The 26483-nt window shown below is 64.7% G+C and carries 19 protein-coding genes; 7 read left to right on the forward strand and 12 right to left on the reverse strand.

Features of this window, described 5'->3' with window-relative positions:
* Positions 1–22 precede the first annotated feature (22 nt).
* The 5 genes from AC3WOG_RS02735 to AC3WOG_RS02755 form a co-directional block, all read right to left on the reverse strand.
* A complete protein-coding gene (locus AC3WOG_RS02735) occupies positions 23–721 on the reverse strand; it encodes a YggS family pyridoxal phosphate-dependent enzyme (protein ID WP_492576548.1) in 699 nt (232 codons plus the stop codon).
* A gap of 131 nt (positions 722–852) precedes the next feature.
* Positions 853–2079: a glycolate oxidase subunit GlcF gene (gene glcF, locus AC3WOG_RS02740; protein WP_492576549.1), complete on the reverse strand. Its 1227-nt coding sequence runs from the start codon at positions 2077–2079 to the stop codon at positions 853–855.
* A gap of 8 nt (positions 2080–2087) precedes the next feature.
* Positions 2088–3176: a glycolate oxidase subunit GlcE gene (gene glcE / locus AC3WOG_RS02745; RefSeq protein ID WP_492576550.1), complete on the reverse strand. Its 1089-nt coding sequence runs from the start codon at positions 3174–3176 to the stop codon at positions 2088–2090.
* Between the two features lie 148 nt (positions 3177–3324).
* Positions 3325–4818, reverse strand: coding sequence for an FAD-linked oxidase C-terminal domain-containing protein (locus tag AC3WOG_RS02750; protein ID WP_492576551.1), 1494 nt, complete (start codon positions 4816–4818; stop codon positions 3325–3327).
* A gap of 86 nt (positions 4819–4904) precedes the next feature.
* Positions 4905–6320 (reverse strand): FAD-linked oxidase C-terminal domain-containing protein, encoded by a 1416-nt coding sequence (locus AC3WOG_RS02755; RefSeq protein WP_492576552.1) that lies wholly within the window; start codon positions 6318–6320, stop codon positions 4905–4907.
* Positions 6321–6530: 210 nt separating this feature from the next.
* Between AC3WOG_RS02755 and AC3WOG_RS02760 the strand changes: the two genes are divergently transcribed.
* Entirely contained in the window at positions 6531–7085 is a 555-nt protein-coding gene (locus AC3WOG_RS02760) for a cob(I)yrinic acid a,c-diamide adenosyltransferase (RefSeq protein WP_492576553.1), read from the forward strand.
* Between the two features lie 98 nt (positions 7086–7183).
* On the forward strand, positions 7184–8389 hold the full coding sequence (hmpA, locus tag AC3WOG_RS02765) for an NO-inducible flavohemoprotein (RefSeq protein ID WP_492576554.1): 1206 nt from the start codon (positions 7184–7186) through the stop codon (positions 8387–8389).
* 170 nt (positions 8390–8559) lie between these two features.
* Here the strand turns inward: hmpA and aroG are convergent, their stop codons facing one another.
* The 4 genes from aroG to AC3WOG_RS02785 all read right to left on the reverse strand — a co-directional run bounded on the left by aroG (position 8560) and on the right by AC3WOG_RS02785 (position 16731).
* The gene (gene aroG / locus AC3WOG_RS02770; protein WP_341313185.1) at positions 8560–9633 is read right to left on the reverse strand and encodes a 3-deoxy-7-phosphoheptulonate synthase AroG; all 1074 of its coding nucleotides are present in this window, start codon (positions 9631–9633) and stop codon (positions 8560–8562) included.
* Between the two features lie 393 nt (positions 9634–10026).
* A complete protein-coding gene (tldD, locus tag AC3WOG_RS02775) occupies positions 10027–11493 on the reverse strand; it encodes a metalloprotease TldD (protein ID WP_492576555.1) in 1467 nt (488 codons plus the stop codon).
* Between the two features lie 95 nt (positions 11494–11588).
* A complete protein-coding gene (locus tag AC3WOG_RS02780; RefSeq protein ID WP_492576556.1) occupies positions 11589–12422 on the reverse strand; it encodes a carbon-nitrogen hydrolase family protein in 834 nt (277 codons plus the stop codon).
* A 127-nt stretch (positions 12423–12549) separates the two neighbouring features.
* Positions 12550–16731, reverse strand: a complete 4182-nt coding sequence (locus tag AC3WOG_RS02785; protein WP_492576557.1) for a YhdP family protein — start codon at positions 16729–16731, stop codon at positions 12550–12552.
* 132 nt (positions 16732–16863) lie between these two features.
* On the opposite strand from AC3WOG_RS02785, the gene glnE reads away from it, so the two are divergent.
* A complete protein-coding gene (glnE, locus tag AC3WOG_RS02790) occupies positions 16864–19710 on the forward strand; it encodes a bifunctional [glutamate--ammonia ligase]-adenylyl-L-tyrosine phosphorylase/[glutamate--ammonia-ligase] adenylyltransferase (RefSeq protein WP_492576558.1) in 2847 nt (948 codons plus the stop codon).
* A gap of 41 nt (positions 19711–19751) precedes the next feature.
* Here the strand turns inward: glnE and recN are convergent, their stop codons facing one another.
* Positions 19752–21422 carry a DNA repair protein RecN gene (recN, locus tag AC3WOG_RS02795; RefSeq protein ID WP_492576559.1) on the reverse strand — a complete coding sequence of 557 codons (1671 nt, stop codon included), beginning with the start codon at positions 21420–21422 and terminating at the stop codon, positions 19752–19754.
* Positions 21423–21492: 70 nt separating this feature from the next.
* The gene (locus AC3WOG_RS02800; protein ID WP_492576560.1) at positions 21493–22389 is read right to left on the reverse strand and encodes an NAD kinase; all 897 of its coding nucleotides are present in this window, start codon (positions 22387–22389) and stop codon (positions 21493–21495) included.
* Positions 22390–22704: 315 nt separating this feature from the next.
* Here AC3WOG_RS02800 and hrcA point away from each other — a divergent pair, with 315 nt between their 5' ends.
* From hrcA to AC3WOG_RS02815, 3 genes are all read left to right on the forward strand, one after another.
* Positions 22705–23724: a heat-inducible transcriptional repressor HrcA gene (gene hrcA, locus AC3WOG_RS02805; protein ID WP_492576561.1), complete on the forward strand. Its 1020-nt coding sequence runs from the start codon at positions 22705–22707 to the stop codon at positions 23722–23724.
* Positions 23725–23889: 165 nt separating this feature from the next.
* A complete protein-coding gene (gene hemH, locus AC3WOG_RS02810) occupies positions 23890–24960 on the forward strand; it encodes a ferrochelatase (protein ID WP_492579694.1) in 1071 nt (356 codons plus the stop codon).
* Between the two features lie 8 nt (positions 24961–24968).
* A complete protein-coding gene (locus tag AC3WOG_RS02815; protein WP_341313175.1) occupies positions 24969–25376 on the forward strand; it encodes an RNA-binding S4 domain-containing protein in 408 nt (135 codons plus the stop codon).
* Here AC3WOG_RS02815 and AC3WOG_RS02820 read toward each other — a convergent pair.
* Positions 25348–25509 (reverse strand): hypothetical protein, encoded by a 162-nt coding sequence (locus tag AC3WOG_RS02820; protein ID WP_165848039.1) that lies wholly within the window; start codon positions 25507–25509, stop codon positions 25348–25350. The two genes, AC3WOG_RS02815 and AC3WOG_RS02820, sit on opposite strands and share 29 nt — an antisense overlap.
* A gap of 379 nt (positions 25510–25888) precedes the next feature.
* On the opposite strand from AC3WOG_RS02820, the gene grpE reads away from it, so the two are divergent.
* Positions 25889–26479, forward strand: coding sequence for a nucleotide exchange factor GrpE (grpE, locus tag AC3WOG_RS02825; RefSeq protein ID WP_492579695.1), 591 nt, complete (start codon positions 25889–25891; stop codon positions 26477–26479).
* Positions 26480–26483: the final 4 nt, after the last annotated feature.

The following is a 26483-nucleotide window of genomic DNA, read 5'->3' on the forward strand; positions in this document are numbered from 1 at the left end:
AGCCCGAAGCGTCCCGCAACGGTCAGTTAGCGTAATCTCGCGCGCCGAAGATCGCGGTGCCGACGCGCACGATGGTCGCGCCTTCCAGCACGGCGGCTTCGAGGTCGCTCGACATGCCCATCGAAAGCGTATCGAGTTCGAGCCCGTCGTCACGCAAGCGCTCGAACAGTTCGCGCAACAGCCGATGCGGTGTGCGTTGCTCGTCGATACTGCCGGCCGGTTCCGGAATCGCCATCAGGCCGCGCAAACGCAACTTCGGCAATGCGGCGATTTCCCGCGCGACTTCCGCGGCCTCGGGGATGCTTACGCCGCTTTTCGATGCCTCGCCGCTGATATTCACCTGCAGGCACACGTTCAGCGGCGGCGGGTTGTCCGGGCGCTGCTCGGCCAGACGCTGCGCGATCTTCAGCCGATCGACCGAATGCACCCAGTCGAAATGCTCGGCGACCGGCCGCGTCTTGTTTGATTGCAATGGTCCGATGAAATGCCATTCGATCGACGCGCGCAGATCGGCCAGCGCCCCGATCTTGGTGATGGCTTCCTGCACGTAGTTCTCGCCGAACGCGCGTTGGCCGGCCGCGTAGGCGGCGCGCACGTCTTCGGCGGGAAATGTCTTCGAGACCGCGAGCAGGGCAATCGAACGCGCGTCGCGTCCGGCGGCATGCGCGGCGAGGGCGATGCGCTGCTGCACCGCTTCGAGGTTGTGAGTCAGATCGGGCATGGAACGGAACCGGAAGTCCGGCGAAAGACGATGTACCGGATTATACGGACGTCGTCGCATCGCGCCGTTGCTGGGAGCATCTCAAGAGAGAGAAGGCAGCGGCATGTGATATGCCGCTGCCCACACTCGCCTCAAGCCGACAGCATATGCTCCACCAGTTCGATCCAATGCGCGACCGGCGTGGACGTGCCGCTTTGCAGATGCGCAATGCAGCCGACGTTCGCCGACACGATCACCTGTGGCTCCTGCGCGTGCAGCCGTTCGAGCTTCTGGTCGCGCAGCGCGTACGAGAGCTTCGGCTGCGTCAGTGAATAGGTGCCTGCCGAGCCGCAGCACAGATGGCTGTCGGCGGGCAGCCGCACTTCGATGCCGAGCGCCGCCAGCAGATGTTCGACGTTGCCGCGCAACTGCTGACCATGCTGCAATGTGCACGGCGGATGGAACGCGACCGTATGAATGGAGCGGCGGCGCGTAACGGCGATCAGCGCTTCTTCGAATTCCGCCAGGATCTCCGAGATGTCGCGCGTCAATTCGACGACGCGGCGAGCCTTCTGCGCATACGCCGGATCGTTGCGCAGCAGGTGCGCGTATTCCTTGACCGTCGCGCCGCACCCGGACGCGTTCATCACAATCGCTTCCACGCCCTCTTCGATGTACGGCCACCATGCGTCGATGTTGGCGCGCAGGTCGTCGAGTGCTTCGTCGTTGTAGCCCAGATGCAGACGGATCGCGCCGCAGCAGCCGGCTTCGGGCGCCACTAGCGTTTCGACACCGAGCGCGTCGAGCACCCGCGCGGTCGCAATGTTGACGTTGGGCATCATCGACGGTTGCACGCAGCCGGCGAGCATCAGCATCTTGCGCGGATGTTTCGCGCTCGGCCATTCGAGCGCACGCTGCCGCGCGGGCACCTTGTCGCGCAGCTTCTTCGGCAGCAGCGGGCGGACGTGCTGGCCGAGGCGCATGGTCGGCGTGAACAGTGCGCTGTTCGGCACGAAGCTCGCGAGCAGCCGGCGCACCAGCCGCTGACCGAGCGGGCGCGTGACTTTCTCTTCGGTGATCTTGCGGCCGATCTCGACCAGCCGGCCATATTGCACGCCGGATGGGCAGGTGGTCTCGCAACTGCGGCAGGTCAGGCAGCGGTCGAGGTGGAGCTGGGTGCTGCGTGTGACCTCCGCGCCTTCGACCATCTGCTTGATCAGATAGATGCGCCCGCGCGGACCATCGAGTTCGTCGCCGAGCAGTTGATAGGTCGGGCAAGTGGCCGTGCAGAAGCCGCAATGCACGCACTTGTGCAGGATGGCGTCGGCTTCGTCGCCGTCGGGCGTGTTGCGAATGAAGTCCGCGAGGTTGGTTTGCATCGCGTCGCTCAGAAGTCAGGGTAGAGCCGGCCGCGATTGAAGATGCGGGCGGGGTCGAAGGCGGTTTTCAGGCCGCGATGGATCTTCATCAGAGGCGCGGGCAGCGGCGTGAATACGCCGGCGCTGCGGTCGTAGCCAAGACCGGTGCGGAAGATAGTGGCGTGGCCGCCGGCCTGTTTCGCGCTGATGCGCACGGTTTGCGCGTCGGTGTCGGTGATCCACCAGCGTTGGCCGCCGCCCCATTCCATCAGTTGCGCGCCGGGCAGTTGCAGCGGTTCGGTGATCGACGGCAGCGCGAGGCGCCACAGCGCGGCCTTTGGCGCGATCGCCGCAAAGAACGGGTCGGTCTGTTCGCGCAAGCCGGCCCAGAAGCGTTCTGCTTCGACCGCATCGACCACCTCTCCGCCGAGCGCCGTGCGGGCCGCTTTGACCGCCGCTTCCGCGCCCGCCAGCCGCACGGCTAGCGTGCCGTGACGCCATGCGCTCGCCGTGATCGGCAATGGCCGGCCGCCCCATTCGTTGAGCTTGCGGACCGCGTCGGTGCCGTTCATGTCGAATTTGAGGGTGGCTTCGGCCTGCGGCAGCGGCAGCACTTTGATGGACAGTTCGAGGATCAACCCCAAGGTGCCGAGCGAGCCTGCCATCAAACGGGACACGTCATAACCGGCGACGTTCTTCACCACCTGGCCGCCGAAATGCAGTGTCTGCCCTTGGCCGTTCATGATCACCGCGCCGAGCACGAAGTCGCGCGCGGCACCTGCGGCCGGCCGGCGCGGACCGGCAATGCCCGCCGCGATGCAGCCGCCGAAGGTGGCCTGCGGACCGAAGTGCGGCGGCTCGAAGGCGAGCATCTGATGGTGTTCGGCGAGCGCGGCCTCGATCTCCAGCAGGGGCGTGCCCGCGCGCGCGGTAATGACGAGCTCGGCCGGGTCGTAGGCGATGATGCCGCGATAAGCGCGCGTGTCGAGGATGTCACCTTCCAGCGTCTGACCGTACCAGTCTTTGGTGCCGCCGCCACGGATGCGCAACGTGCGCCCTTCGGCGCTGGCCGAACGCACGCGTTCGGACCAAACGGCGACGATGTCGTCCTCTTCCATGGTGTCCCGCTTCGTCGTGTTTCGCTTGATTGTACCGGGCGGGGGCTCGCTGGCAACCCGGAGCGGACCCGCATCGGGTAATCAGGGTGGGACTAGGGAAGGGCCGCCGACGCAGGGTATGCGCAGTGCGTCGGCGGGTCGAAAATGCTTAAAACCGCGGCAGTTCCGGATGCGGCAGCAAGCCGCCGCGTACGTGCATCTTGCCGTACTCGGCGCAACGCGCGCGCGTCGGGATGCCCTTGTCCGGATTCAGCAAACCGGGAGAATCGAAAGCGCGCTTAACCGCGTGAAACGCGTCGCGCTCTTCGGGTGAGAACTGCACGCACATCGAGTTGATCTTCTCGATGCCGACGCCGTGCTCGCCCGTCACCGTGCCGCCCAGTTCGACGCACGTCTCGAGAATGTCGGCACCGAACGCTTCGGCCCGGTGCCATTCGTCCATGTCGTTGCCGTTGAACAGAATCAGCGGGTGCATGTTGCCGTCGCCGGCATGGAACACGTTGATGCAGCGCAGGCCGTATTTCTTTTCCATGACTTCGATGCGCGCGAGCAATGGGCCGATGCTGCGGCGCGGCACCGTGCCGTCCATGCAGTAGTAGTCGGGTGAAATGCGGCCGGCGGCCGGAAAGGCGTTTTTGCGCCCCGACCAGAAGCGCAGCCTTTCGTTTTCCGAGCGCGAAATCTGGATGCGGGTTGCGCCGTGTTCGCGCAGCACAGCGGTCATGCGCACGATTTCGTCGGCGACTTCTTCGGGCGTGCCGTCCGATTCGCATAGCAGGATCGCCGCCGCGTCGAGGTCGTAGCCCGCGTTGACGAATTCTTCGACGGCGCGCGTGGCCGGTTTGTCCATCATCTCCAGACCGGCCGGGATGATGCCCGCCGCGATAATGCTGGCGACCGCATCGCCGCCTTTAACGACGTCGTCGAAACTGGCCATGATGACCTGCGCGGTTTGCGGCTTCGGAATCAGCTTGACGGTGACTTCGGTGACGATCGCGAACATGCCTTCGCTGCCGATCAATACCGCGAGCAGATCGAGCCCCGGCGCGTCGGGCGCAAGCGAGCCGAATTCGACGATATCGCCTTCCATCGTCACGGCGCGCACGCGCAACACGTTGTGCACGGTGAGGCCGTATTTGAGGCAGTGTACGCCGCCTGAATTCTCCGACACGTTGCCGCCGATCGTGCAGGCGATCTGCGACGACGGATCGGGTGCGTAGTACAAGCCGTACGGCGCGGCGGCCTCGGAAATCGACAGATTGCGCACGCCCGGCTGCACCGTCGCGGTACGCGCGTACGAATCGACTTCGACGATCTTCCTGAAGCGCGCAAGCGACACCACCACGCCGTGACGAATCGGCATCGCGCCGCCCGACAAGCCGGTGCCCGCGCCGCGTGGCACGATCGGCACGTCGAGCCGGTGGCAGATCTGCACAATGCGCTGCACTTGCGATTCCGTCTCCGGCAACGCGACGGCGAGCGGCAGCCGCCGATAGGCGGCGAGGCCGTCGCACTCGTAGGCCACGGTGTCTTCTTCGCGATACAGCAGACAGTGGGTCGGCAGCACGGCCATCAGCGCCTGCACGACTTCGCGCTGGCGCTGGGCGAGAACTTCAGCCGTCAGTTCAGCGGGTGCGTTCATGTGACTCGTCTCCTCGTACTTTTCACCCTTCGTGCCGCTCGAGCTCAACAGCGGCCGCGGCGCTGTAACCGCGCGTCAATGACGCCTCAAGCTGCCCACGAAAAAATCTTGCCCGGGTTCATCAGATTGCGCGGATCGAGCGCGTGCTTGATCGAGCGCATCGTGTCGACGGCGACTTCACCGTGTTCTTCGAGCAGGAAGTTCATCTTGTGCAAGCCGACACCGTGCTCGCCGGTGCAGGTGCCGTCCATGCGCAGCGCGCGTTGGACGATGCGCTCGTTCAGACGTTCGGCTTCGGCGAGTTCTTCGGGCTTGTGCGGGTCGATCAGGATCGCGACGTGAAAGTTGCCGTCGCCGACGTGGCCGACGATCGGGCAGGGCAGTGGCGATGCCTTCAGGTCCTGTTCCGTTTCCACCACGCATTCCGCGAGGCGCGAGATCGGCACGCAGACGTCGGTGGTGACAGCGCGGCAGCCGGGCTTCAGTTGCAGCATCGCGAAATAGGCGTTGTGGCGCGCGTTCCACAGGCGGCTGCGGTCTTCCGGCCGGGTCGCCCATTCGAAACCTTCGCCGGCATTCTGCGCGACGATCTCCTGCACCAGTTCGGCCTGTTCTTTCACACCGGCTTCGGTGCCGTGGAATTCGAAGAAGAGCGTCGGCGCCTCGCGTAACGTCAGATTCGAATGACGATTGATCGAGCGGATCGCGAGCGAGTCGACGAACTCGACACGCGCGATCGGCACGCCGATCTGAATCGTTTCGATGACCGCGCGCACCGCATCGCCCATCGACGGAAACGCGCATACCGCCGCCGAGACCGCTTCCGGCTGCGGATAGAGGCGCACGGTGATTTCCGTGATCACGCCGAGCGTGCCTTCCGAACCGACGAACAGGCGCGTGAGGTCATAACCCGCCGACGACTTGCGCGCCCGTGTGCCGGTTTTGATCACGCGGCCGTCGGCCAGAACTACCGTCAGCCCGAGCACGTTCTCGCGCATCGTGCCGTAGCGCACGGCGTTGGTGCCCGACGCGCGCGTGGCCGACATGCCGCCGATGCTCGCGTCCGCGCCCGGGTCGATCGGGAAAAACAGGCCGGTGTCGCGCAGCGCTTCGTTCAGTTGCTTGCGCGAGATGCCTGGCTCGACGGTGACCGTGAGGTCTTCCGCATTGATCGACAGTACGCGGTTCATTTCCGACAGATCGATCGACACGCCGCCTTGCACCGCCAGCAGATGCCCTTCGAGCGACGAGCCGTTGCCGTAGGGGATGATCGGCACGTGGTACTGGCCGCACAGCTTGACGATGGTTTGGACGTCTTCGGTATTGCGCGCGAACACGACGGCGTCGGGCAGTTGCGGATCGAACGGCGATTCATCGCGGCCATGATGGGCGCGCACTGCTTCGGCAGTCGACACACGTTCGGCAAAGACGGCTTTGAGCGCGCTCAGCAACTCGGCGGGAAACGGCCGGCGCAGTGGCGCCGGCGGCACGGGATGATTCACGCATGTCTCCTGATATTGGGGCAGAGCTGTTCCACAACGGGTGATTCATTTTACGCCGATCGCCCGTGGGCCGGCGTCGAGGCCGGCTGGCGGTCCTATAATGGCGGCGACTTTGCAATGCGCGCAATATGGATAAACGCGGTGGCTAACGCGGTGGCCAGGCGGTTGGCCTGCACGAACGGATCGTCACTGAATGGGATGGGAGACATCATGGGCAACCGCTTGAGCAAGATCGCCACCCGTACGGGCGACGACGGCACCACCGGTCTCGGCGATGGCCGCCGCGTGCGTAAAGACAATGCGCGCATCGCCGCAATCGGCGATGTCGACGAACTCAATTCGAATCTCGGCGTGTTGCTGTGCGAAACGCTGCCCGACAAGGTGCGCGCTGCGCTGGTCGCGATTCAGCACGACCTGTTCGACCTCGGCGGCGAACTCTGCATTCCCGGCCACACGATAATTACCGACAAGCATCTCGGCCAACTCGACAACTGGCTCGCCGACTACAACGCAACCTTGCCGCCGTTGAAGGAATTCATCCTGCCGGGCGGCTCGCGCGCGGCTGCGCTCGCGCACGTGTGCCGTACCGTGTGCCGCCGCGCTGAGCGCGCGATCGTCGCACTGGGCGTGGTGGAGACGATCAATCCCGCGCCGCGCCAGTACGTGAACCGGCTGTCCGACCTGTTGTTCGTGCTGGCGCGCGTGCTCAATCGCGCGGACGGCGGCAGCGACGTGCTGTGGCAGCACGAGCGCGGCGCCGGCTAGAACCACTCTTCATCCCGCTTTGGCACTGTGACAATCTGTCCGGGTCAAAACTTCTCCTTAAAAATGTATTGTAAATGCATCTTTAAGGAGAAGCACCCATGACCGCCCTCACTGCCGACCAGATTGCCCGCGTTAAAGCCACAGTTCCCGTTCTTGCCGAACATGGCACGACCATCACCAGGCACTTCTACAAGCGCATGTTCGCGCACCATCCCGAGTTGAAGAACGTGTTCAACCAGACCCACCAGAAGAGCGGCAGCCAGCCGGAAACGCTGGCGAAGGCGGTGTACGCGTATGCCGCCAATATCGACAACCTCGGCGCGCTGGGCCCGACTGTCGCGCGAATCGCCCATAAGCACGCCAGCCTGAATATCCGGCCGGAGCAGTATCCGATCGTGGGGCGTCACCTGCTGGGCGCGATTGTCGACGTACTGGGCGACGCGGTCGATCAGGAGACGCTCGGCGCGTGGGAAGTCGCGTACGGGCAACTCGCCGACATTTTCGTCGGCGCGGAGGCGAAGCTCTATCAAGGCGCCGCGTGGAGCGGCTTCCGGCCGTTCAAGGTCGCGCGCAAGGAGGTGGAGAGCGATGAAATCACGTCGTTCTATCTGACTCCCGCCGACGGTTCGCCGGCTTGCGGCTTCGAGCCCGGTCAATATCTGAGCGTGAAACGCTTTGTCGATGAGCTTGGCGTCGATCAGCCGCGGCAATACAGTTTGTCGGATGCGCCGAACGGCAAATGGCTGCGTATCTCGGTGAAGCGTGAAGCAGGCCGCGAAGACACGGCGCCGGGCCACGTGTCCAACCTGCTGCACGACGGTGTCGAAGTGGGCGCGGTGGTGCATGTCAGCGCGCCGATGGGCGACTTCACGCTCGACCGTACGAAAACCACGCCGGTGGTGCTGATCAGCGGCGGCGTGGGTGTGACGCCGATGACCTCGATGTTGTCCACGTTGCTCGCCGATCAGAGCGAACGGCGCGTGACCTTTGTGCATGCATGCCGCAACGGCCGTGTGCACGCGTTCCGGCAGTGGTTGAACGACGAGGTCGCAGCGCATCCTAACGTCACGCGCGCGGTGTTCTACGAAGCCATTGAAGCGAGCGACCGTGCCGGTATCGACTACGACTTCGAAGGTCGCCTCGATGTGGCGAAAATCGCCGACAAGGTGATCGTGCCCGATGCGGATTACTACATCTGCGGGCCGGTGCCGTTCATGCGTGCACAGTGCGACGCGTTGGCGGCGCTCGGTGTGGACGCGGCGCGGATTCACACTGAAGTGTTCGGTTCAGGCGCAGTGCAATAAAGCGAGAGCGCACGGCAAACGCGTGCGGAAAACACGTGTAAGACAGGTCGATCATCAACTGCTCTTTGAGCCGGCGCGTGAAGCACCATGAGTCCGTTCGGCTAACAAAAAACCCGGCTCGATGAGCCGGGTTTTTCGATGAACCCCACTACAGCCGTTGCACGGGGCTTTTAGTTGCCGCTGCCGCGCGCCACGCGCCGTTGCTTGACCGCTTCGGCGAGACCTTCCAGCACGCCAACGCTTTCGTCCCAGCCGATGCAGGCATCCGTGATGCTCTGGCCGTACGTCAGCGCGCAGCCTTCCTGCAGATCCTGGCGGCCCGCAACCAGATGCGACTCCACCATCACGCCGACAATCCGTTCGTCGCCCGAAGCAATCTGACGGCCGATATCCGCGCACACCGGAATCTGATTCTCGTGCTTCTTCGAGCTGTTCGCGTGGCTCGCGTCGATCATCAGACGCGCAGCAAGACCGGCCTTGCCGATGTCAGCGCACGCGGCATTGACGCTGTCCGCGTCGTAGTTCGGCGTCTTGCCGCCGCGCAGGATGATGTGGCAGTCCTCATTGCCGGCGGTCGAGACGATCGCCGAGTGACCGCCCTTGGTGACCGACAGGAAATGGTGCGGTTGCGACGCGGCCTTGATTGCGTCGACGGCGATCTTGACGTTGCCGTCCGTGCCGTTCTTGAAGCCGACCGGGCACGACAGTCCCGAAGCCAGTTCACGATGCACCTGCGACTCGGTGGTGCGCGCACCGATCGCGCCCCACGAGATCAGATCGGCGATGTACTGCGGGCTGATCATGTCGAGGTATTCGGTGCCGGCCGGCAGCCCGAGTTCGTTGATGCGCAGCAGCAGCTCGCGCGCGGTGCGCAGGCCGTCATTGATCTTGAAGCTATTGTCCATATGCGGGTCGTTGATGAGACCCTTCCAGCCCACCGTCGTGCGCGGTTTTTCGAAGTACACACGCATCACGACTTCGAGTTCGCCGGCGAAGCGCTTGCGCTGTTCGACGAGACGCCCGGCGTATTCCATCGCCGCCTTCGTGTCATGAATCGAACACGGTCCGATGACGACGATCAGCCGGTCTTCCATGCCGTGCAGGATGCGATGCATCGCGTTGCGCGAGTTGTAGATCACGTCGGACACCGTTTCGTCGCAGGCGAATTCGCGGATCAGGTGAGCGGGCGGCGTGAGTTCTTTCAATTCGCGGATGCGGACATCGTCGGTGTTGTGCGGGGGCATGGTTGTTCTCCTGAATCGGTTCGTAGCGTGTTCGCGCAGGCAAGAAAGGCGGCGATGAGGCAGCGATGCCAGAGCGGACGACAATCAAAAAAGTTTCAAAGACAAAAGTTTCAAAGCCGTGAGGCGAAAAAAAACCGCCAGGCTAGCTGGCGGTTTTTCGGGAATTTTTGGTGTCTTGCGTGCACTAACACCCCTCTCGATCCGCCAGCGGTCTGAGATGCCAAAAAAAGTAAAAGTAAAACTTGGCGGACATGGCGAAATAGGTCGCTGGTCAAAAAGGGTGAGTGACTTTATAACCCGTGCAAGCTCGGCTGGCAAGCCGATGGGCGCAAAAATGCGGAAAATCCGCATACTTCGTGCATAACATGCTCGAAGTATGCGTCTGCATCAAAATCAGGCCGTACCGCCAACCGTCATGCGGTCGATCCGCAGGGTGGGCTGGCCGACGCCCACCGGCACGCTTTGGCCTTCCTTGCCGCATACGCCGACGCCCGAATCGAGCTTCATGTCGTTGCCGATCATGCTGACGTACTTGAGCGATTCCGGGCCGCTGCCGATCAGCGTCGCGCCCTTGACCGGGTAGGTGACCTTGCCGTTTTCGATCATGTACGCCTCGGAGGCCGAGAACACGAACTTGCCGTTCGTGATGTCGACCTGGCCGCCGCCGAAGTTCACCGCGTACAAACCGTTCTTCACGGACGCGATGATTTCTTGCGGGTCTTTATCGCCGTTGAGCATGTACGTGTTGGTCATGCGCGGCATCGGCAGCGCGGCGTACGATTCGCGGCGCGCATTGCCGGTGACCGGCATCTTCATCAGACGCGCGTTCAGCGTGTCCTGGATGTAGCCCTTCAGGATGCCGTCTTCGATCAGCGTCGTGCACTGGGTCGGATTGCCTTCGTCGTCGATATTGAGCGAGCCGCGGCGGTTCGGCAGCGTGCCGTCGTCGACCACGGTCACGCCCTTCGCGGCAACCTGCTCGCCGATACGACCCGCGAACGCCGACGAGCCCTTGCGGTTGAAGTCGCCTTCGAGGCCATGGCCGATCGCTTCGTGCAGCAGCACGCCGGGCCAGCCCGGTCCGAGCACGACGGTCATCGCGCCGGCCGGCGCCGGACGGGCGTCGAGGTTGACCAGCGCCGCATGTACCGCGTCGTCGACGTAGCGCGACAACACTTCGTCGGTGAAATAGCCGTAGTCGAAGCGGCCACCGCCGCCGCCGCTACCGATTTCGCGGCGGCCGTTCTGTTCGGCGATCACCGTGACCGACACGCGCACCAGCGGACGGATATCGGCCGCGAAGCCGCCGTCGCTGCGCGCCACCAGCACCACGTCGTATTCGCCGGCGAGGCCTGCCATCACCTGCTGGATGCGCGGATCGCGGCCGCGCGCCATCTGTTCGACGCGCTCGAGCAGCTTGACCTTGGCGGTTGCGTCGAGCGAATGCAGCGGATCGGACGGCAGGTACAGATCGCGCCCGGAGATGCCGGTCAGCGACGACGCCACCTTCACCTTCTGCTTGCCGCCGCCTGCCTTGGCGATCGCGCGCGTGGCGATGGCCGCCTGACGGATCGCTTCGGGCGACAGGTCGTCCGAATACGCGAAAGCCGTACGGTCGCCCGACACGGCGCGCACGCCGACGCCCTGGTCGATGCTGAAGCTGCCCGACTTCACGATGCCTTCTTCGAGACTCCACGCTTCGCTGCGCGTGGCCTGAAAATACAGGTCCGCGTAGTCGATCTTGTGCGTGAAGATTTCGGCGAGCGTGCGGGTGAGCAGGGATTCGTCGAGACCGTATGGCGTCAGGAGGATGTCCTTGGCGGTGGCGAGATTACGGATACCGGGTTCGATGATGTTCATGCGAAGTATGTTCTGCTCGATACGAAGGATTCGGTTAGCGCCACGTCACTAAATGAGTCGGAAGCGCCGCAGTTTCAATGTCAGGTCAACACAATTCAGCAACTGAGCACGCGATGACGCCAGGCGGGCAGACTCTGCCGCACTTCGTCGATGCGCGCACGCTCGAGATTGCCGGCCACCACGCCGGCGCCTTCGTCGCGCACCGCGACGATCTCGCCCCACGGGTCGATCAGCATGCTGTGGCCCCAGGTCCGGCGGCCGTTTTCATGTTTGCCGCCTTGCGCGGCGGCCAGTACGTAACACTGGTTTTCGACCGCCCGGGCGCGCAGCAACATTTCCCAATGCGCGCGGCCGGTGGTGTAAGTGAACGCCGACGGCACCACGATCAGCGCGCAGTCGCCCATGCGCCGGTACAGCTCCGGAAAGCGCAGATCGTAGCAGACCGACAGGCCGACGCGGCCGAACGGCGCCTCGAAGGTGCGGACCTCGCCGCCGGGGCAGATCGTGCGTGCCTCGTCGAACGATTCGTCGCCCTTTTCGAAGTTGAACAGATGGATCTTGTCGTAGCGCGCCGCCTCGCTGCCTTGCGGGTCGAACACCAGGGTGGTGTTCAGCACGCGCGAGGCTTCCGGCGCCATCAACGGCAAGGTGCCGCCGATCACCCAGACCTTGTGACGGCGCGCGGCATCGGCGAGAAAGCGCTGGATCGGACCGTCCTGGTAGGCCTCGCGCACGGCGAGTTTGTCCGTGTCCTTGAAGCCCATGAAGCAGAAGTATTCAGGCAGCAGGACGAGTTGCGTGCCGCCGGCGGCGGCTTCGGCGATCAGGCGCGCCGCTTCGGCCAGGTTGCGTTCGCGATCGGGCGTGCTCACCATTTGCAGCGCGGCGATACGGTAGGACGAAATCGATTGGACGTGTGGTTCGCTCATGAGCGTTTCGAACAACTCCCGGCAAAGGCAGCGGCGCTAACCGTCTGCGCCGCATACGTCGATCAAGGCTGGCTGGGGCCGTTGGCGCGGCACCCCGCTGTATTCGTCAAATCTGCTCGAACAGGGCTCAGTGCGCTTCCACGGTCGAAGCCGGAGCGTCCATCTTACCGCGATCGCTCTTCACCCGCTCGATGTGCGGTTTCGACCACGAACCGGTGATCGCATACTCGCGCGCGAACGCTGTGGAGACCGACTTGCTGAACGCCAGGTCGGCCACCAGCGCGCCCAGGCCGAGCAGCGGATTGATCACGGTCGCGGCGATCACGGCGGCGCCCGCGCTGACGGTCGGCACGATCTTGACGTGCAGGTCCTGGGTTTCCTGGGCCAGATCGACCGAGCCCTTCATTTGAGCGCGCGCCGGCGCCGTGATCATCTCGAAGTTCTCGGTGCGGCCGATGCCGTTATGGATCTCGCCAGTGCCGGTGACGTGTTCGAACGGCAGCCCTTCGCCGATCACGTCGCGGAAATTGAGCGTGGCGAAGCGCGCGAGACTTTGCAGGCTCAGCACGCCCAGCAGCTTGGCGACGCCCGGATCGACCTTGAGAATCTGGCCATGGCGCAGATCGACGGCCAGATTGCCGTTGAGCGTCGGATAGTCGATCGCGGTCGGGCCGCCGCGCCACACCACCTTGCCTGACAGCGTGCCGCTGCCGCCCTTGAGCGTGCGCGGCTGGCCAGCCCGCTCCAGCAGCGCGCCGGCGTCCTTTATGTCGAGCTTGAAATCGAACACGGTGCGGCGCGACGTCGTTTCGTCCGCGGCGTTGCCAAGACCCGTCGAGGTGCGCCAGTTCGCGGTGGCGGTCAGCGTGGCGGCGGGGTTGCTGATGTCGAGCTTGTCGAGTTGCCAGACCGGTACGCCGTCTTCGTCGAAATTGTGCGCGTCGACTTCGAGGCGGCCGAGGTTGCGATCGCGCACGATCAGCTCGTTGACGACCAGATCGATCGACGGCATGTTCTGCGCCGGCGCCGAGATCGCCTGGCCGAGCAAGTCTTTGTCAGTGGCCGACGGAATCACCACGCGGGCGAAGCGCGCTTGTAGCGTGCCCGGCGATTCCCTGGTGGCGCCCGGCAGCCACGAGACGTGACCGGACACCTGGTTCGACGCGATATTGGCCTGCCATTTACCGTCCGCATGCGACGCGCCGACGATCACGCTTTCCCAGTGGCGCTTGAGCAGCGTCAGCGTGCCGATGTGCAGCGCGAAGCGGCTCGGCAGGAATTGTGCGAGGGTGCTATTCGGCGCGGCCGGCGGGGCAGCGGGCGCTTCCTTGTTGCGCATCTGCGTGACGAGCGCGCGCCAGGCGTCGGCGTCGAACGCTTCGACGTCGACGGCGGCGATCACGCCTTCGGACGGTAAGTCGGCGGGGCGGTTCACGCCGATCGCGCCCAATACGACGGTCGGCGGCGCTTTCGGCTGGTAGCGCAGCAAATAGGTGGCGGCGATCGGGCCGAAGGTCAGGTCGGCGCGTTCCAGCCCGGATTCGCTCGCCGTCGCCGAAGGGCTGACGGCAAAGCGCAGCGGCATCGGCGTGCCCACCGGCTTGTTGAACGGGGCCGGGAAGTCGAGCGCGAGGCCGGTCAGATCGGAATTCGCCGTCACTTCCGGCAACCGCCCCCGGGCGCCGCGCACGTTGAGCGCGTACGGCGCGCTGCCGCTCATGCGTGTCAGCACCTGCTCGGCCGGGCCATGCAGGTTGAGACCGCGCGCCGCGTCGACGGCGATACGGCCGCCGACATTCACCGCGTACGTGCCGTCCTGCTTCAACCCGCCATTCGCGTGCACGTCGCCGCCCATGAACTGGCCGGAGAGCCGGTCGGCCTGCGCGGTATGTTCGGTGAAGCGCACCTTGCCGGTCAGTTGCGACAGCGGCGGCACGTTCTCGACCGTCAAGCGGTTGTTCTGGAAGCCGACCGCGCCGTCCACGGCGATATGCGGTTTCGGCGTGCGCGGCACCGTCAGTTTGAGCGCGAGCGACGCAGGCCCTTCGGCGCGCACCTTCTCGGTCGCATGTTTAGACATGATGCCGAGCGAGCTTTCGTTGACATAGTCGAGCATGTCGGCGAGCGGTCCGCGCCCATCGCCATTGATGACAAGGCTCGACGCCTTGGTGCCGAGGTCGTCGATCTTGCCGCTCACCCTGGTCAGCGCGACGCGCTTGTAATGCGCGCGGTCGATATCGAAGCGCAGCACGTTCTGCTGGAGTTCGAACACCCCGTCGATGCCGTCCAGCGGCGGCCACACGTTCGGCGTGCCGTTCTTCATCTTGCGCGGCGGGAACGGCGAGGGGTCGAATCTGGCGCCCTTGAACGGCGCGACGATATGAAAGAGCCCGGCGCCCGGGTCGCGCGAGTAGGGGAATTTGGTCAAATCGCCGTGCACTTCGATAGTCGCGCCGTGCGACGTACCGGCTTGCAGCCCATGGCCCAGATAGATGCGCAGCTTTTCGCCGATGCTGGTCGGCAGATAGCGGACGATGCGCGTCACCTGCGCGCGCTGGAAGTCGGCTTTCAGATCGAGCGAGCCGCGCCCATGGCCGGGGTTGCTGTAATTGGCCGTGGCGGTGGCCGCGACGTCCGCGTTGGAGACGCCGAGGTCGGCGACCTTTACGGTGAACGCCCGATGGTTCTCACCCGGCGCCTTCGACGTAATGGTCCAGTCGGCGCGGCCATGCAGGTGGTCGAGCTTCAGGCGCGGATCGTCGAACACACCCGGCAGCGTGATCGCGACGTTGGAGGTATTGAGAAGCGCCGTGCCGTGGTTTTCGTCCGCATCGACGCTGCCCCACAGGTTTTCGATGCCCGGTATGCCGGCGCGTGGGTGGTTCAGCGCCGTCAGCCCGGGCGGCGGTTCCTGCGCGGCGACGCTGATGCCTTGCAGATCGCCCTTGAAGCGATAGCGCTCGATCGGTTCGGCGCCGCTCGGCCGGTGGTCGCTGCCCGCTTCGCCTGACTCCGGTTTGCCGCGCTCGACTTCGATGACGTAGTTCGCCACCAGTCCGCGTGGGTTGAAGCGCACGAGGCTGTTCAGCAAGCGGGTCGGCAACGGCAACGCGCGGCTGAATTCGGCGAGGATGCCCAGATCGACGCGGTCGCCGCGGACGCCGACAAGCTGCCCGTGCTGCAGCGTGGCCGTCCGGTAGCGGCCGTTCAGCGTCGATAGCGCGAGGATGCGGGTGAGCGGCGTGCCGTCGTTGAGCGGCGGCTGGCCGAGTTCGGCGTGCAAATCGCTCAGTTGCAGCTTGTAGTCGCCCTGGTCGGCTTCGAGGCGCCACGAGAAGTTGGCAACCGGCACGACCAGTTTGGGCTGGGTGGGACGCACCCGCATCGAGACTTCCGTGCCGGCAAGCTGGCCGCCCGCCGACTTCATGCGGCCATCGGCGAAATCGGCCCAGATCGCGTTGTCGATGCGGCCTGCAAACGTCTCGATCGGGAAATTGACGTAGCGCGCGAGCGTCGGCAAATCGACCGGGCCGGTCGATACGTAGACCTGGCCGGTCCAGTTGACCGGCTTGCCGATCGTGGAGAGCGGCGCGTGTTTGAAATGCGCGCGGAAATCGAGCGGGCCGTGCAGGACCTGGCCTTCCGCGGGCGCTTGCAGGGCGAGCCGGTGATCGTAACCGTCGTTGAGAATCGCAAGGCGGATGTCGTGCAGCGCGAGCTCCGGCGCATCGTGCAGGGCATCGCGCCAGCGCAGGACGCCGCCGCGCACCACGATTGCCTGCTGGCGCAATAGCCAGGTGGACAGCGTATCGTTGCCGCTGTGCCGGGTCGGCACCGGCACGCCCGCCACCGAAAGCACGCCGTCGCTGGTGCGCGAAACCAGCACGTCGGGCTGATCGACGATCAGCGTGGAAAGTGCCGGATGAAATTGCCAGAGCGACTTCCACGACAGCGTCGCGGTGGCGTGCGGAACGGTCAGCGCGGTTTTGCCTTCGTGATCGCGGATGACGATATCGGTGACGTCGATGCCCGGCTGGAATCCACTCCAATGCGGCGCCAGCTTGCCGATGGTGAATTGCGTGTGCAGCTTGTCGGAGACGGTGGCTTCGATACGCGGCCGGAAAGAATCGATGCGCGGCAGCAGCACGTAACGCAAACCGAGAAACAGACCCGCCGCGATGAAGTAGAGGGCGAGTGCGAGCGCCAGCACCACGTGCGACGTCCGATGCAGCAAGACGTGGTCGCTTCGGCTCGCAGGCCGGACTTGTCCGGTTTCGTGCGGGTCGGCGGATTCGTTTCGCTCGGACATGCGGCGGCGGGTGGGCGTATGGTAGTTTTGCGAATTAACGACGAAATGTAACACACGGGATAGCGTCGGCGGACTTCCGGCAAACCCTGTCTGCATGCCGTCTCGCGACTTGCGCGAGGCCGGCGGACCCGTGTGCTGCAGCGAACTGAACAACGCCTGCAAAGCAACGAGCGAGCCAGACCCTTGATGACTGACGCCATTCTCCTGAGTTCCAACTATTCACACTACGCGGCGCGCGCCGCAGCGGCCCGTCCGCAACTCGCGGCGCAGGTGGCGGCGCTGGCGTCCGCGTCGCTCACGCGCGAGCGCATCGACGCGCGTTTCGACGCGCTGTGTGCCGAGGCAAGCGAAGCGGCAGGCGGCGCGTTGAGCGAGGATGCACTCAAACGGGCCTTGCGCCGATTGCGCACCGAGGTGTTTTGCGCCGTGATGGAGCGCGACCTGGCCGGCGAGGCGGATGTCGCCGAAGTCACCGGTGCAATGACCGATCTGGCCGAGACGACGATTCAGCGCGCGCTGGCGGTTTTGTCCGCCGAACTCGACGTGCTTTACGGCGAGCCGCGCGGACCGCAAGGCGAGCGGCTCGCGTTAGGCGTGGTCGGGATGGGCAAGCTGGGCGGACGTGAACTGAATGTGTCGTCGGATATCGACCTGATCTTCATCTATGAGGAAGACGGTGAGACCGCGGGTGGTCAGCGTTCGCCGATCGCCGTGCAGGACTTTTTTACGCGTCTCGGTAAGCGGTTGATCGGCGCTTTGGCGGAAGTGACCGCCGACGGTTACGTGTTTCGTGTCGATATGCGCTTGCGGCCGAATGGCGATTCGGGGCCGCTGGTGTGCAGTCTCGGCATGCTCGAAGAGTATTTCTACGTACAGGGCCGCGAGTGGGAGCGCTATGCGTGGATCAAGGGGCGGCTCGTGTCCGAGGGCGCGAGCGATGCCGCGCAGCGGTTGCAGAAGCAGCTCGACGCGATTGTCACGCCGTTCGTCTATCGCCGTTACCTCGACTTCGGCGTGATCAGCGCGATTCGCGCGCTGCATCTGCAGATTCGCCAGGAAGCGCAGCGCCGTGCGTCGATGCGGCCCGACAAGGCCGACGACATCAAGTTGGGTCGCGGCGGCATCCGCGAAATCGAATTCAGCGCGCAGGTGTTCCAGCTGATCCGCGGTGGCCAGGACGCCGGTTTCCGCGTGCGGCCGACGCTCGCGGTGCTGCGGCACGCGGCCACGCACGGGCTGATCGATGCGGCGGTCTGCGTGAAGCTTTCACAGGCGTACCGCTTCTTGCGCGAGCTCGAACATCGTCTGCAATACCGCAACGACGCGCAGACCCACGCGATGCCGGTCGATCCCGAAGCACGCGTGGCGCTCGCTCGCGCGATGGGTTGCGACGACTATGCAGCGCTGATGGCGAAGCTCGACGCCCACCGCGAATTCGTCGAACAGCAGTTCGACCAGATTTTCGCCGACAAGGTGAGCGGCCGCGACGGCTGCGGCGCACCGGAGGACGGCGCGGCGGCGTGGGTCTGGAGCAGCGCGCTCGCCGACGACAGCGCGGACGACGCGTTGCAGGCGCGTCTGATCGAACTGGGCGTGGCCGAGCCGGGCGATCTGCTGGCGCGGCTGCGCGCGGTGTGGCAATCGTCGCGTTACGCGGGGCTGGCGGAGCGCAGCCGGCAACGTTTCGACATCGTCGCGCAGCGCGCGCTGGAAGCCGCGCGCACGCTGGAGCCGGCCGAGCGGCGCGGCGACACGGTGGCGCGCTTTTTCGACCTCCTCGAAGCGGTGAGCAGGCGCGGCGCGTATCTGGCGCTGCTGACCGAATATCCGCAGGCGCTGCATCGGGTGCTGTCGGTGCTGGGCGGTTCGCGCTGGGCCGCCGGCTATCTGATTCGCCACCCGCAATTGCTCGACGAACTGCTCGACGACGAAGCGATCGCGAGTCCGTTCGACTGGCCCGAGTTCAAGCGCACGCTGCGCTTGCGGCTGGCCGCCGCCGACGGCGTCGAGCAGCAGATGGACCTGCTGCGCCACGCGCATCAGGCCGAGGTGTTCCGCATCCTGCTGATCGATCTCGCCGGCAAGCTGAGCGTCGAACACGTGAGCGATCGGCTGTCCGAACTCGCCGATGCCGTGCTCGACGTGACGCTCGAAGCCGTCTGGAAGCAGTTGCCCAAACGTCATCGCGAGGTGCCGCGCTTCGCGGTGATCGCCTACGGCAAACTGGGCGGCAAGGAACTGGGCTACGCGTCCGACCTCGACGTGATCTTTCTCTACGACGATCCCGACGATGCCGCCGCGGACGTCTACGCGACCTACACGCGCCGCCTGATCACCTGGCTGACGACCGCGACCGGCGCCGGCACCTTGTTCGACGTCGACTTGCGGCTGCGGCCGAACGGCGAGTCAGGCCTGCTCGTCACCGATCTGGATGCGTTCCGCCGTTATCAGCTGCGCGAAGGCGATGCCGCTAACACGGCATGGGTCTGGGAACATCAGGCGTTGAGCCGGGCGCGTTACTGCGCGGGCGACGCCGATATCGGCGCGAAATTCGAAGCGATCCGCGAACAGGTGCTGACGACGCCACGTGAGGCCGCGCCGCTCGCGAAGGAAATTGTCGAGATGCGCGAGCGCGTCGAGGCCGGGCATCCGAACCATACGGTGCTGTTCGACCTGAAGCACGACCGCGGCGGGATGGTCGATATCGAATTCACCGTGCAGTATTGGGTGCTGTTGCACGCGGCGAGCGATCCGGAGCTGATCCGCAATACCGGCAACATCGCGTTGCTGCGCGAAGTGTCGCGTTTCGGCTTGATGAGCGAAGCGGAGGCGGAGACGGTTGGTGCGGCGTATCGGACCTACCGGAAGTTGCAGCACAAGCTGCGTCTGGATGGGATGGAGAAGGCGCGCGTCGAGCCGGCCTCGGTGGCAAGCGAGCGCGAGGCGGTGCTCGCGTTGTGGAAGCGGGTGTTCGGCTGAAGGCGCGTGGCTGGCCGGGATGATCTCCCGGCCGCTTGCGTTTAAGCCGCCAGCATTTCCTTCGCGTGTTTGCGGGTGGTCGCGGTGATCTCCAGGCCGCCGAGCATTCGTGCGACTTCTTCGACGCGGCTCGTCCGGTCGAGCGAGGTCACGCTGCTGACCGTGCCGCCTTGGCCGTTGCCCGCTTTCGCCACCTGGAAATGATGGTCGCCGCGTGCGGCCACTTGCGGCAAGTGCGTCACGCACAGCACCTGGCGCGCCTGACCGAGTTGATGCAGCAAACGGCCGACGACCTCCGCGACACCGCCGCCGATTCCTGTATCCACTTCGTCGAAGATCAAGGTCGGCGTGGGGCTTGCCGCGCTGGCGATCACGGCCAATGCGAGGCTGATCCGCGCCAGTTCGCCGCCGGAGGCAACCTTCGCAAGCGGCCGCAACGGCACGCCGGCATGACCGGCGACGCGGAATTCGACCTGTTCGAGGCCGTGCGCGCCGCCTTCCGGCAGCGGCACCAGCGCGACTTCGAAGCTGCCGCCTTTCATCGACAGTTCCTGCATGCCGGTGGTCACCGCCGCGCCCAGCGCCTTGCCGGCCTTGGCGCGTGCCTTTGACAGCTTCTTGGCTTCGGTGAGGAAATCTTCCCTGGCCTTGGCTTCGGCCGCGTGGAGGCTGTCGAGATCGGCTGCGGCGTCGAGCGCGGCGAGTTGCGCGCGGCGCGCTTCGTGTTCTTCAGGCAGCGTTTCCGGCTGCAAGCGGAATTTGCGCGCCGCCGAATGCAATGCATCAAGCCGTTTTTCGACCTGAGCGAGCCGCTCCGGATCGAGTTCGAGCTTTTGCGCGTAGTGGCTCAGCGAATATGCCGCTTCCTGCAACTGGATCTCGGCCGGTTCGAGCGCGGCCAGCACGTCGTTCAACGCCGGGTCGATCTCCGCGAGGTCGCGCACCTTCGAGACGATCGAGGCCAGATGCGTGATCATCGCCTCATCCGATTCGGACAGCGCGCCGAGCGCGCCTTGCACGCCGTCGATCAGGTTGGCCGAATGCGACAGGCGGCGGTGCTCGGTGTTGACCTCTTCCCACTCGCCCGGCTGCGGCGCAAGCTTGTCCAGTTCGGTGAGCTGCCACGCGAGGCGCTCGCGTTCGAGTTGCAATTCGCGGTCGCGGGTTTGCGCGTGCTCGACGGCCTGGACCTTGTCGCGCCACGTGCGCCACGCACGCGTCACGGTTGCCGCGGTTTCGGTGAGACCGGCGTGCGTGTCGAACAGCTCGCGTTGCGCGTCCGGGCGCATCAGCAACTGGTGCGCATGCTGCCCATGGATATCCACCAGCATCTCGCCGACTTCACGCAACTGCGTGAGCGTGGCCGCCGTGCCGTTGATGAACGCCCGCGAGCGGCCGTTCGCATCCACCACACGGCGCAGCATCACGGTGCCGCCGTGATGGCCGTCATCGGCCGCTGTGCCGAGCGCCTGTTCGTCGAGCCATTGCTCGACTTGCGCATGCGTCTCGAACTCGGCGGTGATGTCGGCGCGGCTCTCGCCGGTGCGCACCACGCTCGCGTCGGCGCGCGCGCCGAGCGCGAGCGCCAGTGCGTCGATCAGGATCGACTTGCCGGCGCCGGTCTCGCCGGAGAAAACTGTGAAGCCGCTGTCGAATTCGAGATCGAGCGCGGCGACGATGACGAAGTCGCGTATCGAGAGGTGGCGAAGCATGGAGGTCGTCTGATGAGCTAAAAGTTTCGGGCCGCGGCGGTCGTGCTGGTTCGTTCGGGGCCGCTCAGGGCTAGATATCTTCTTCGTGCGACGGGTATTCGTTCCAGTGCAGCTTCTTGCGCAGCGTCGCGTAATGGCTGTAGCCGACCGGATGCAGCATCGGCACCGTATGACGCGAGCGGCGTACTTCGATCGTGTCGCCCAGTTCGAGGGACGTGAACGACTGCATGTCGAAATTGACATTCACTTCGCGGCCCGAAACGATCTGAATGCTGACCTTCGAGTCGTCCGGCAGCACGATCGGCCGGTTCGACAGCGCGTGCGGCGCGATCGGCACCAGCACGATGCCTTGCAGTTGCGGATGCAGGATCGGCCCTTGCGACGACAATGCGTAGGCGGTCGAACCGGTGGGTGTGGCGACGATCAGGCCGTCCGAGCGCTGGTTGTACATGAAGCGTCCGTCCACCGACACATGCAGCTCCGCCATCCCGGAAAAGCCGCTGCGGTTGACCACCACGTCGTTGAAGGCCAGCGCGTGATAGATCGGATTGCCGCCGCGCACGATGCGCGCCTCGAGCAGCATGCGTTCTTCGCGCTCGAAGTTGCCGGACAGCATTTGCGGCACGATCTCGCTCATGTCGGAGATCGGGATGTCGGTGATGAAACCGAGCCGCCCGTGGTTGATGCCGATCAGCGGCGTGCGGTACGGCGCAAGCTGGCGGCCGATGCCCAGCATCGTGCCGTCGCCGCCCAACACCACTGCGACGTCGGCGCGCGCGCCGATCTCGGCGGGACGCAGCGCCGGATAGTCGGTGATGCCGATTTCGGCGGCGGTTTCTGCTTCGAACACGACGTCGAAGCCGCGCCTGGCGATGCACGAGGCGAGCGCGGTCAGCGGCTCGCCGATGCCCGGCGTATTGCTGCGCCCGACGAGCGCGACGGTCTTGAACTGGCTGGTCACTTGCATGCCGGCATTACACCATAGGTAGGGCCTGAAAAGAACCGCAGACAGACCCGGTAACGGGCCGGCCAACGCGGCCTGCCAGCGCGTTGCACGATTATCGTTAGAATGGTGAAGCCTTGATGACACGCGTGCGGGTTGTGGCCGGGCAGCGTGCCACTGGCGGATTCGCCGAACGGGCCGCTGGCAAGGCGCTGGGCGAAGTACCGGACCCGATGCAAAGCGCCGCCCCGCCAACCGGCGGCGCGCTGGGCAGTGCCTGGCGCGGTTGGCGCCGTTAGCGCTCGCGATAGTCGCGTCATTGAGCTAAAATTTTCCGTCATGCTAGATCCCCGCGCACAAACCCTCCTCAAAACGCTGATCGAGCGCTACATCGCCGAGGGTCAGCCGGTCGGCTCGCGCACGTTGTCGCGCTATTCCGGCCTTGAATTGAGTCCGGCGACAATCCGCAACGTGATGTCCGACCTTGAGGACCTGGGGCTCGTGATCAGTCCGCATACTTCCGCGGGCCGGATTCCTACGCCGCGCGGCTACCGGCTGTTCGTCGACACAATGTTGACCGTCGAATCCGCCGCCGACGAGGAAGCCGTTACCCGTACCGTGAAGACTACGCTGCAGGCCGGCGAGCCGCAGAAAATCGTCGCGGCGGCGGCCAGCGTGCTGTCCAACCTGTCGCAGTTCGCCGGCGTGGTGCTGACGCCGCGGCGCAGCCACGTGTTCAAGCAGATCGAGTTCATGCGCCTGTCCGACAAGCGCATCCTGCTGATCATCGTGACGCCCGAAGGCGACGTGCAAAACCGCATCATGGCGACCCAGCGCGACTTCTCTCCGTCGCAACTGGTTGAAGCCTCCAATTACATCAATGCGCACTTTGCGGGCCTGTCGTTCGACGACGTGCGCCGGCGCCTGCGCGAAGAAATCGACGAGCTGCGCGGCGACATGACCACGCTGATGCACGCCGCCGTCACGGCCAGCACCGACGAATCCGACACTGGCGAAACCGTGCTGATCTCCGGCGAGCGCAATCTGCTCGAGGTCGCCGACCTGTCGTCGGACATGGCGCGGCTGCGCAAGCTGTTCGATGTGTTCGACCAAAAGACCAGTCTCCTTCAGTTGCTCGATGTATCGAGTCACGCCCAGGGCGTGCAGATTTTCATCGGCGGCGAGTCGAATCTCGTGCCGATCGAGGAAATGAGCGTCGTCACCGCACCGTACGAGGTGAACGGCAAGATCGTCGGCACACTCGGCGTGATCGGGCCGACTCGCATGGCCTACAGCCGTGTGATTCCGATTGTCGACATCACCGCCCGCCTGCTTTCGCTGACCCTCAGCCAGCAATAAGCATTTGCTACCGCGGTTCGTGCTGCAAATGATGCGCGACGGCGCGCGGCTTGCCAATTGGCCGAATGGCCAGGGTGTCCTGGCAAACCCCGCAATGGACCGCGCCGCTATAATGAATCCCACCTGAAACCGACTTTCCGCCTCAAGCGGTTATCCCTGTTGCCTATGCGCTTCGATCTCGAGCGGCCTTCGCAGAACGCCACGTCGCACCGTGTCGCCGTGCTGCTGATCAATCTCGGCACGCCCGACGCGCCGACGCCGCGCGCGGTTCGCCGCTATTTGGCGCAGTTCCTGTCCGACCCGCGCGTGGTCGAAATTCCCGCTTTGATCTGGCAGGTGATCCTGCGGCTGTTGATTCTGCCGTCCCGGGGCCGTGCGTCGGCCAAGAAGTACGCGGCTGTCTGGATGCCTGAAGGCTCGCCGCTGCGTGTGTATACGGAGAAGCAGGTGGAAGGTTTGCGCCATCTGCTGCAATTGAACGACTACACGGTGCTGGTCGACTACGCGATGCGCTACGGCACGCCCGGCATTCCGGCCATGCTGAACCAGCTGAAGCTCGCGGGCGCCGAGCGTGTGCTGCTGGTGCCGATGTATCCGCAATATTCGTCGTCGACCACGGCCACGGCTTTCGACGCTGCTTTTTCAGCGCTCAAGCGGATGCGCAATCAACTGGAAATCCGCACGGTGCGCCAGTATGCCGACCATCCGGCGTACATCGCCGCACTGGCCGCGCAGGTGCACCATTACTGGCATCAGCACGGCCGCCCGGATTTCGCGGCGGGCGACAAGCTGGTACTCAGTTTTCATGGCGTGCCCAAGCGCACTCTCGACCTCGGCGATCCGTACCACGAGCAGTGCCAGCAAACCGGCGCGTTGTTGATGCACGCGCTGGAACTCACGCCGGTGGAATGCAGGATTACCTTCCAGTCGCGTTTCGGCAACGCCGAATGGCTGCAGCCGTACACCGCGCCGACGCTAAAGGAACTAGGCTCGGCCGGCGTGAAGCGGGCCGACGTGTTCTGTCCAGGCTTTACCGCCGATTGCCTTGAAACGATTGAGGAAATCGGCATGGAAGTGCGCGACGAGTTCCTGCATGCAGGCGGCAAGGAATTTCACCGGATTCCCTGCGTGAATGCCTCGCAGGCATGGATTGCCGCGCTAGGTGAGATCGTCGCGCAGAATTTGCAAGGCTGGCCGGTGCAGGTGGCGCCTGTGCCGCACACGGCAGGGGCGTAGGCGGATTCATGAATTACAGGGTTTCAACCGAACCGGGCGCCAGGCTGCGCATCGACAAATGGCTCTGGGCAGCGCGCTTCTTCAAGACGCGCTCGCTCGCGGCGGATGCTGTCGACAAAGGGCACGTGCGCATCGGCGGCGCCAGCGTCAAGCCGGCTAAGGACGTGCGCGTCGGCGACCTGGTCGAAATCGAGATCGAGCGGATTGTCTGGCAGGTGGAAGTGCTGGGCGTGTGCGACGTGCGCGGTCCGGCAAGCGTCGCACAGACGCTTTATGCGGAAACCGAAGAGAGCAAGGTGAAGCGGCAGGTCGAGCAGGAGCGGCGCAAAACATATCGCGAGCCGGCCGCCGTTTTGCACGGCAGGCCGACCAAGCGCGATCGACGCATTATCGACAAATTTTCAGGTGGGGATTGAACAGCTGTTCCATCGTCGCGTGCACACCGCCGTACTCGGTGGTGTGATCGTTGACGGCTCCGGACATGCAGATGGTCGTGGTGCCCGCGATCAGTACCAATGCGACCACCGATATTGCAAAGGTCAGTTTCACGGTACTCCCCTCAGGAAGATGCAGGACGGAAACGGGCTAATCAGGTGGAATTGCAAAATGTCGGAAAGGTTGACGTCAGATTAGGGTTAACGTGTCTTTTCCGATGCTTTATTGGAGCATAGGCCACTTGTCGGGCGCACTCAATCTCAATCTGATTGCGGCACGATAATGGTTGTAACCGGGCATTTCTGCCGCATATCCGTGGTTCGAAAAGTTCCGGGCAAGCCGCTTGAAATGGTTGTTTCAGGCCCCATCTGCCGTTTCGATACGCGGTAGCGCGCGGCGTGCTGTTTGTCGCGTTTTTGCAACGCACAAACTGAGCCAGTTCCCGCTCGATGCCGCCACCGTTGGCTTTTACTTTTTAACGACTTTCAGCGACATGGAAAACACGCAAGAGAACCCGACGAGCCAGAATCCCACGCCCGCCGACGAAACCGAGCGCCAGGCCGCCGAGGCCGCAGCATCCCAGCAGGACGCGGCGGCAACCGCCGCTACTGCCACCGACTCGCCGGCAACGGGCGTCGAGGCCGCGCTGGCCGAAGCCCAGGCCAGGATCGCAGAGTTGCAGGAGAGCTTCCTGCGGGCCAAGGCCGAGACCGAAAACGTGCGCCGCCGCGCTCATGAAGATGTGGCCAAGGCCCATAAGTTCGCGATCGAAAGCTTCGCCGAGCATCTGCTGCCTGTGGTCGACAGCCTCGAGGCTGCGGTTGCCCACTCGTCCGACGACCTGCAGAAGGTGCGCGAAGGCGTCGAACTGACGTTGCGTCAGCTCACCGGCGCGCTGGAGAAGGGTCGCGTCGTCGCCCTGAACCCGGTCGGGGAGAAGTTCGATCCGCACCGCCACCAGGCTATTTCGATGGTGCCGGCCGATCAGGAGCCGAACACGGTCGTCGCCGTGCTGCAAAAGGGCTTCGTGATCGCCGACCGCGTTCTGCGTCCGGCGCTCGTGACTGTCGCGGCGCCGAAGTAAGCGC

The sequence above is a fragment of the Paraburkholderia sp. FW306-02-B genome (genome assembly GCF_058782725.1).

What these genes read in the sequence shown, in the direction of transcription:
- hmpA (WP_492576554.1), top strand. Translation starts at nt 7,184, where the DNA reads ATGACCGCCCTCACTGCCGACCAGATTGCCCGCGTTAAAGCCACAGTT.
- recN (WP_492576559.1), bottom strand. Translation starts at nt 21,422, where the DNA reads ATGCTTCGCCACCTCTCGATACGCGACTTCGTCATCGTCGCCGCGCTC.
- tldD (WP_492576555.1), bottom strand. Translation starts at nt 11,493, where the DNA reads ATGAACATCATCGAACCCGGTATCCGTAATCTCGCCACCGCCAAGGAC.
- AC3WOG_RS02800 (WP_492576560.1), bottom strand. Translation starts at nt 22,389, where the DNA reads ATGCAAGTGACCAGCCAGTTCAAGACCGTCGCGCTCGTCGGGCGCAGC.
- AC3WOG_RS02815 (WP_341313175.1), top strand. Translation starts at nt 24,969, where the DNA reads ATGAATTACAGGGTTTCAACCGAACCGGGCGCCAGGCTGCGCATCGAC.
- AC3WOG_RS02760 (WP_492576553.1), top strand. Translation starts at nt 6,531, where the DNA reads ATGGGCAACCGCTTGAGCAAGATCGCCACCCGTACGGGCGACGACGGC.
- aroG (WP_341313185.1), bottom strand. Translation starts at nt 9,633, where the DNA reads ATGCCCCCGCACAACACCGACGATGTCCGCATCCGCGAATTGAAAGAA.
- hemH (WP_492579694.1), top strand. Translation starts at nt 23,890, where the DNA reads ATGCGCTTCGATCTCGAGCGGCCTTCGCAGAACGCCACGTCGCACCGT.
- AC3WOG_RS02785 (WP_492576557.1), bottom strand. Translation starts at nt 16,731, where the DNA reads ATGTCCGAGCGAAACGAATCCGCCGACCCGCACGAAACCGGACAAGTC.
- grpE (WP_492579695.1), top strand. Translation starts at nt 25,889, where the DNA reads ATGGAAAACACGCAAGAGAACCCGACGAGCCAGAATCCCACGCCCGCC.
- glcE (WP_492576550.1), bottom strand. Translation starts at nt 3,176, where the DNA reads ATGGAAGAGGACGACATCGTCGCCGTTTGGTCCGAACGCGTGCGTTCG.
- AC3WOG_RS02735 (WP_492576548.1), bottom strand. Translation starts at nt 721, where the DNA reads ATGCCCGATCTGACTCACAACCTCGAAGCGGTGCAGCAGCGCATCGCC.
- AC3WOG_RS02780 (WP_492576556.1), bottom strand. Translation starts at nt 12,422, where the DNA reads ATGAGCGAACCACACGTCCAATCGATTTCGTCCTACCGTATCGCCGCG.
- hrcA (WP_492576561.1), top strand. Translation starts at nt 22,705, where the DNA reads ATGCTAGATCCCCGCGCACAAACCCTCCTCAAAACGCTGATCGAGCGC.
- glcF (WP_492576549.1), bottom strand. Translation starts at nt 2,079, where the DNA reads ATGCAAACCAACCTCGCGGACTTCATTCGCAACACGCCCGACGGCGAC.
- AC3WOG_RS02750 (WP_492576551.1), bottom strand. Translation starts at nt 4,818, where the DNA reads ATGAACGCACCCGCTGAACTGACGGCTGAAGTTCTCGCCCAGCGCCAG.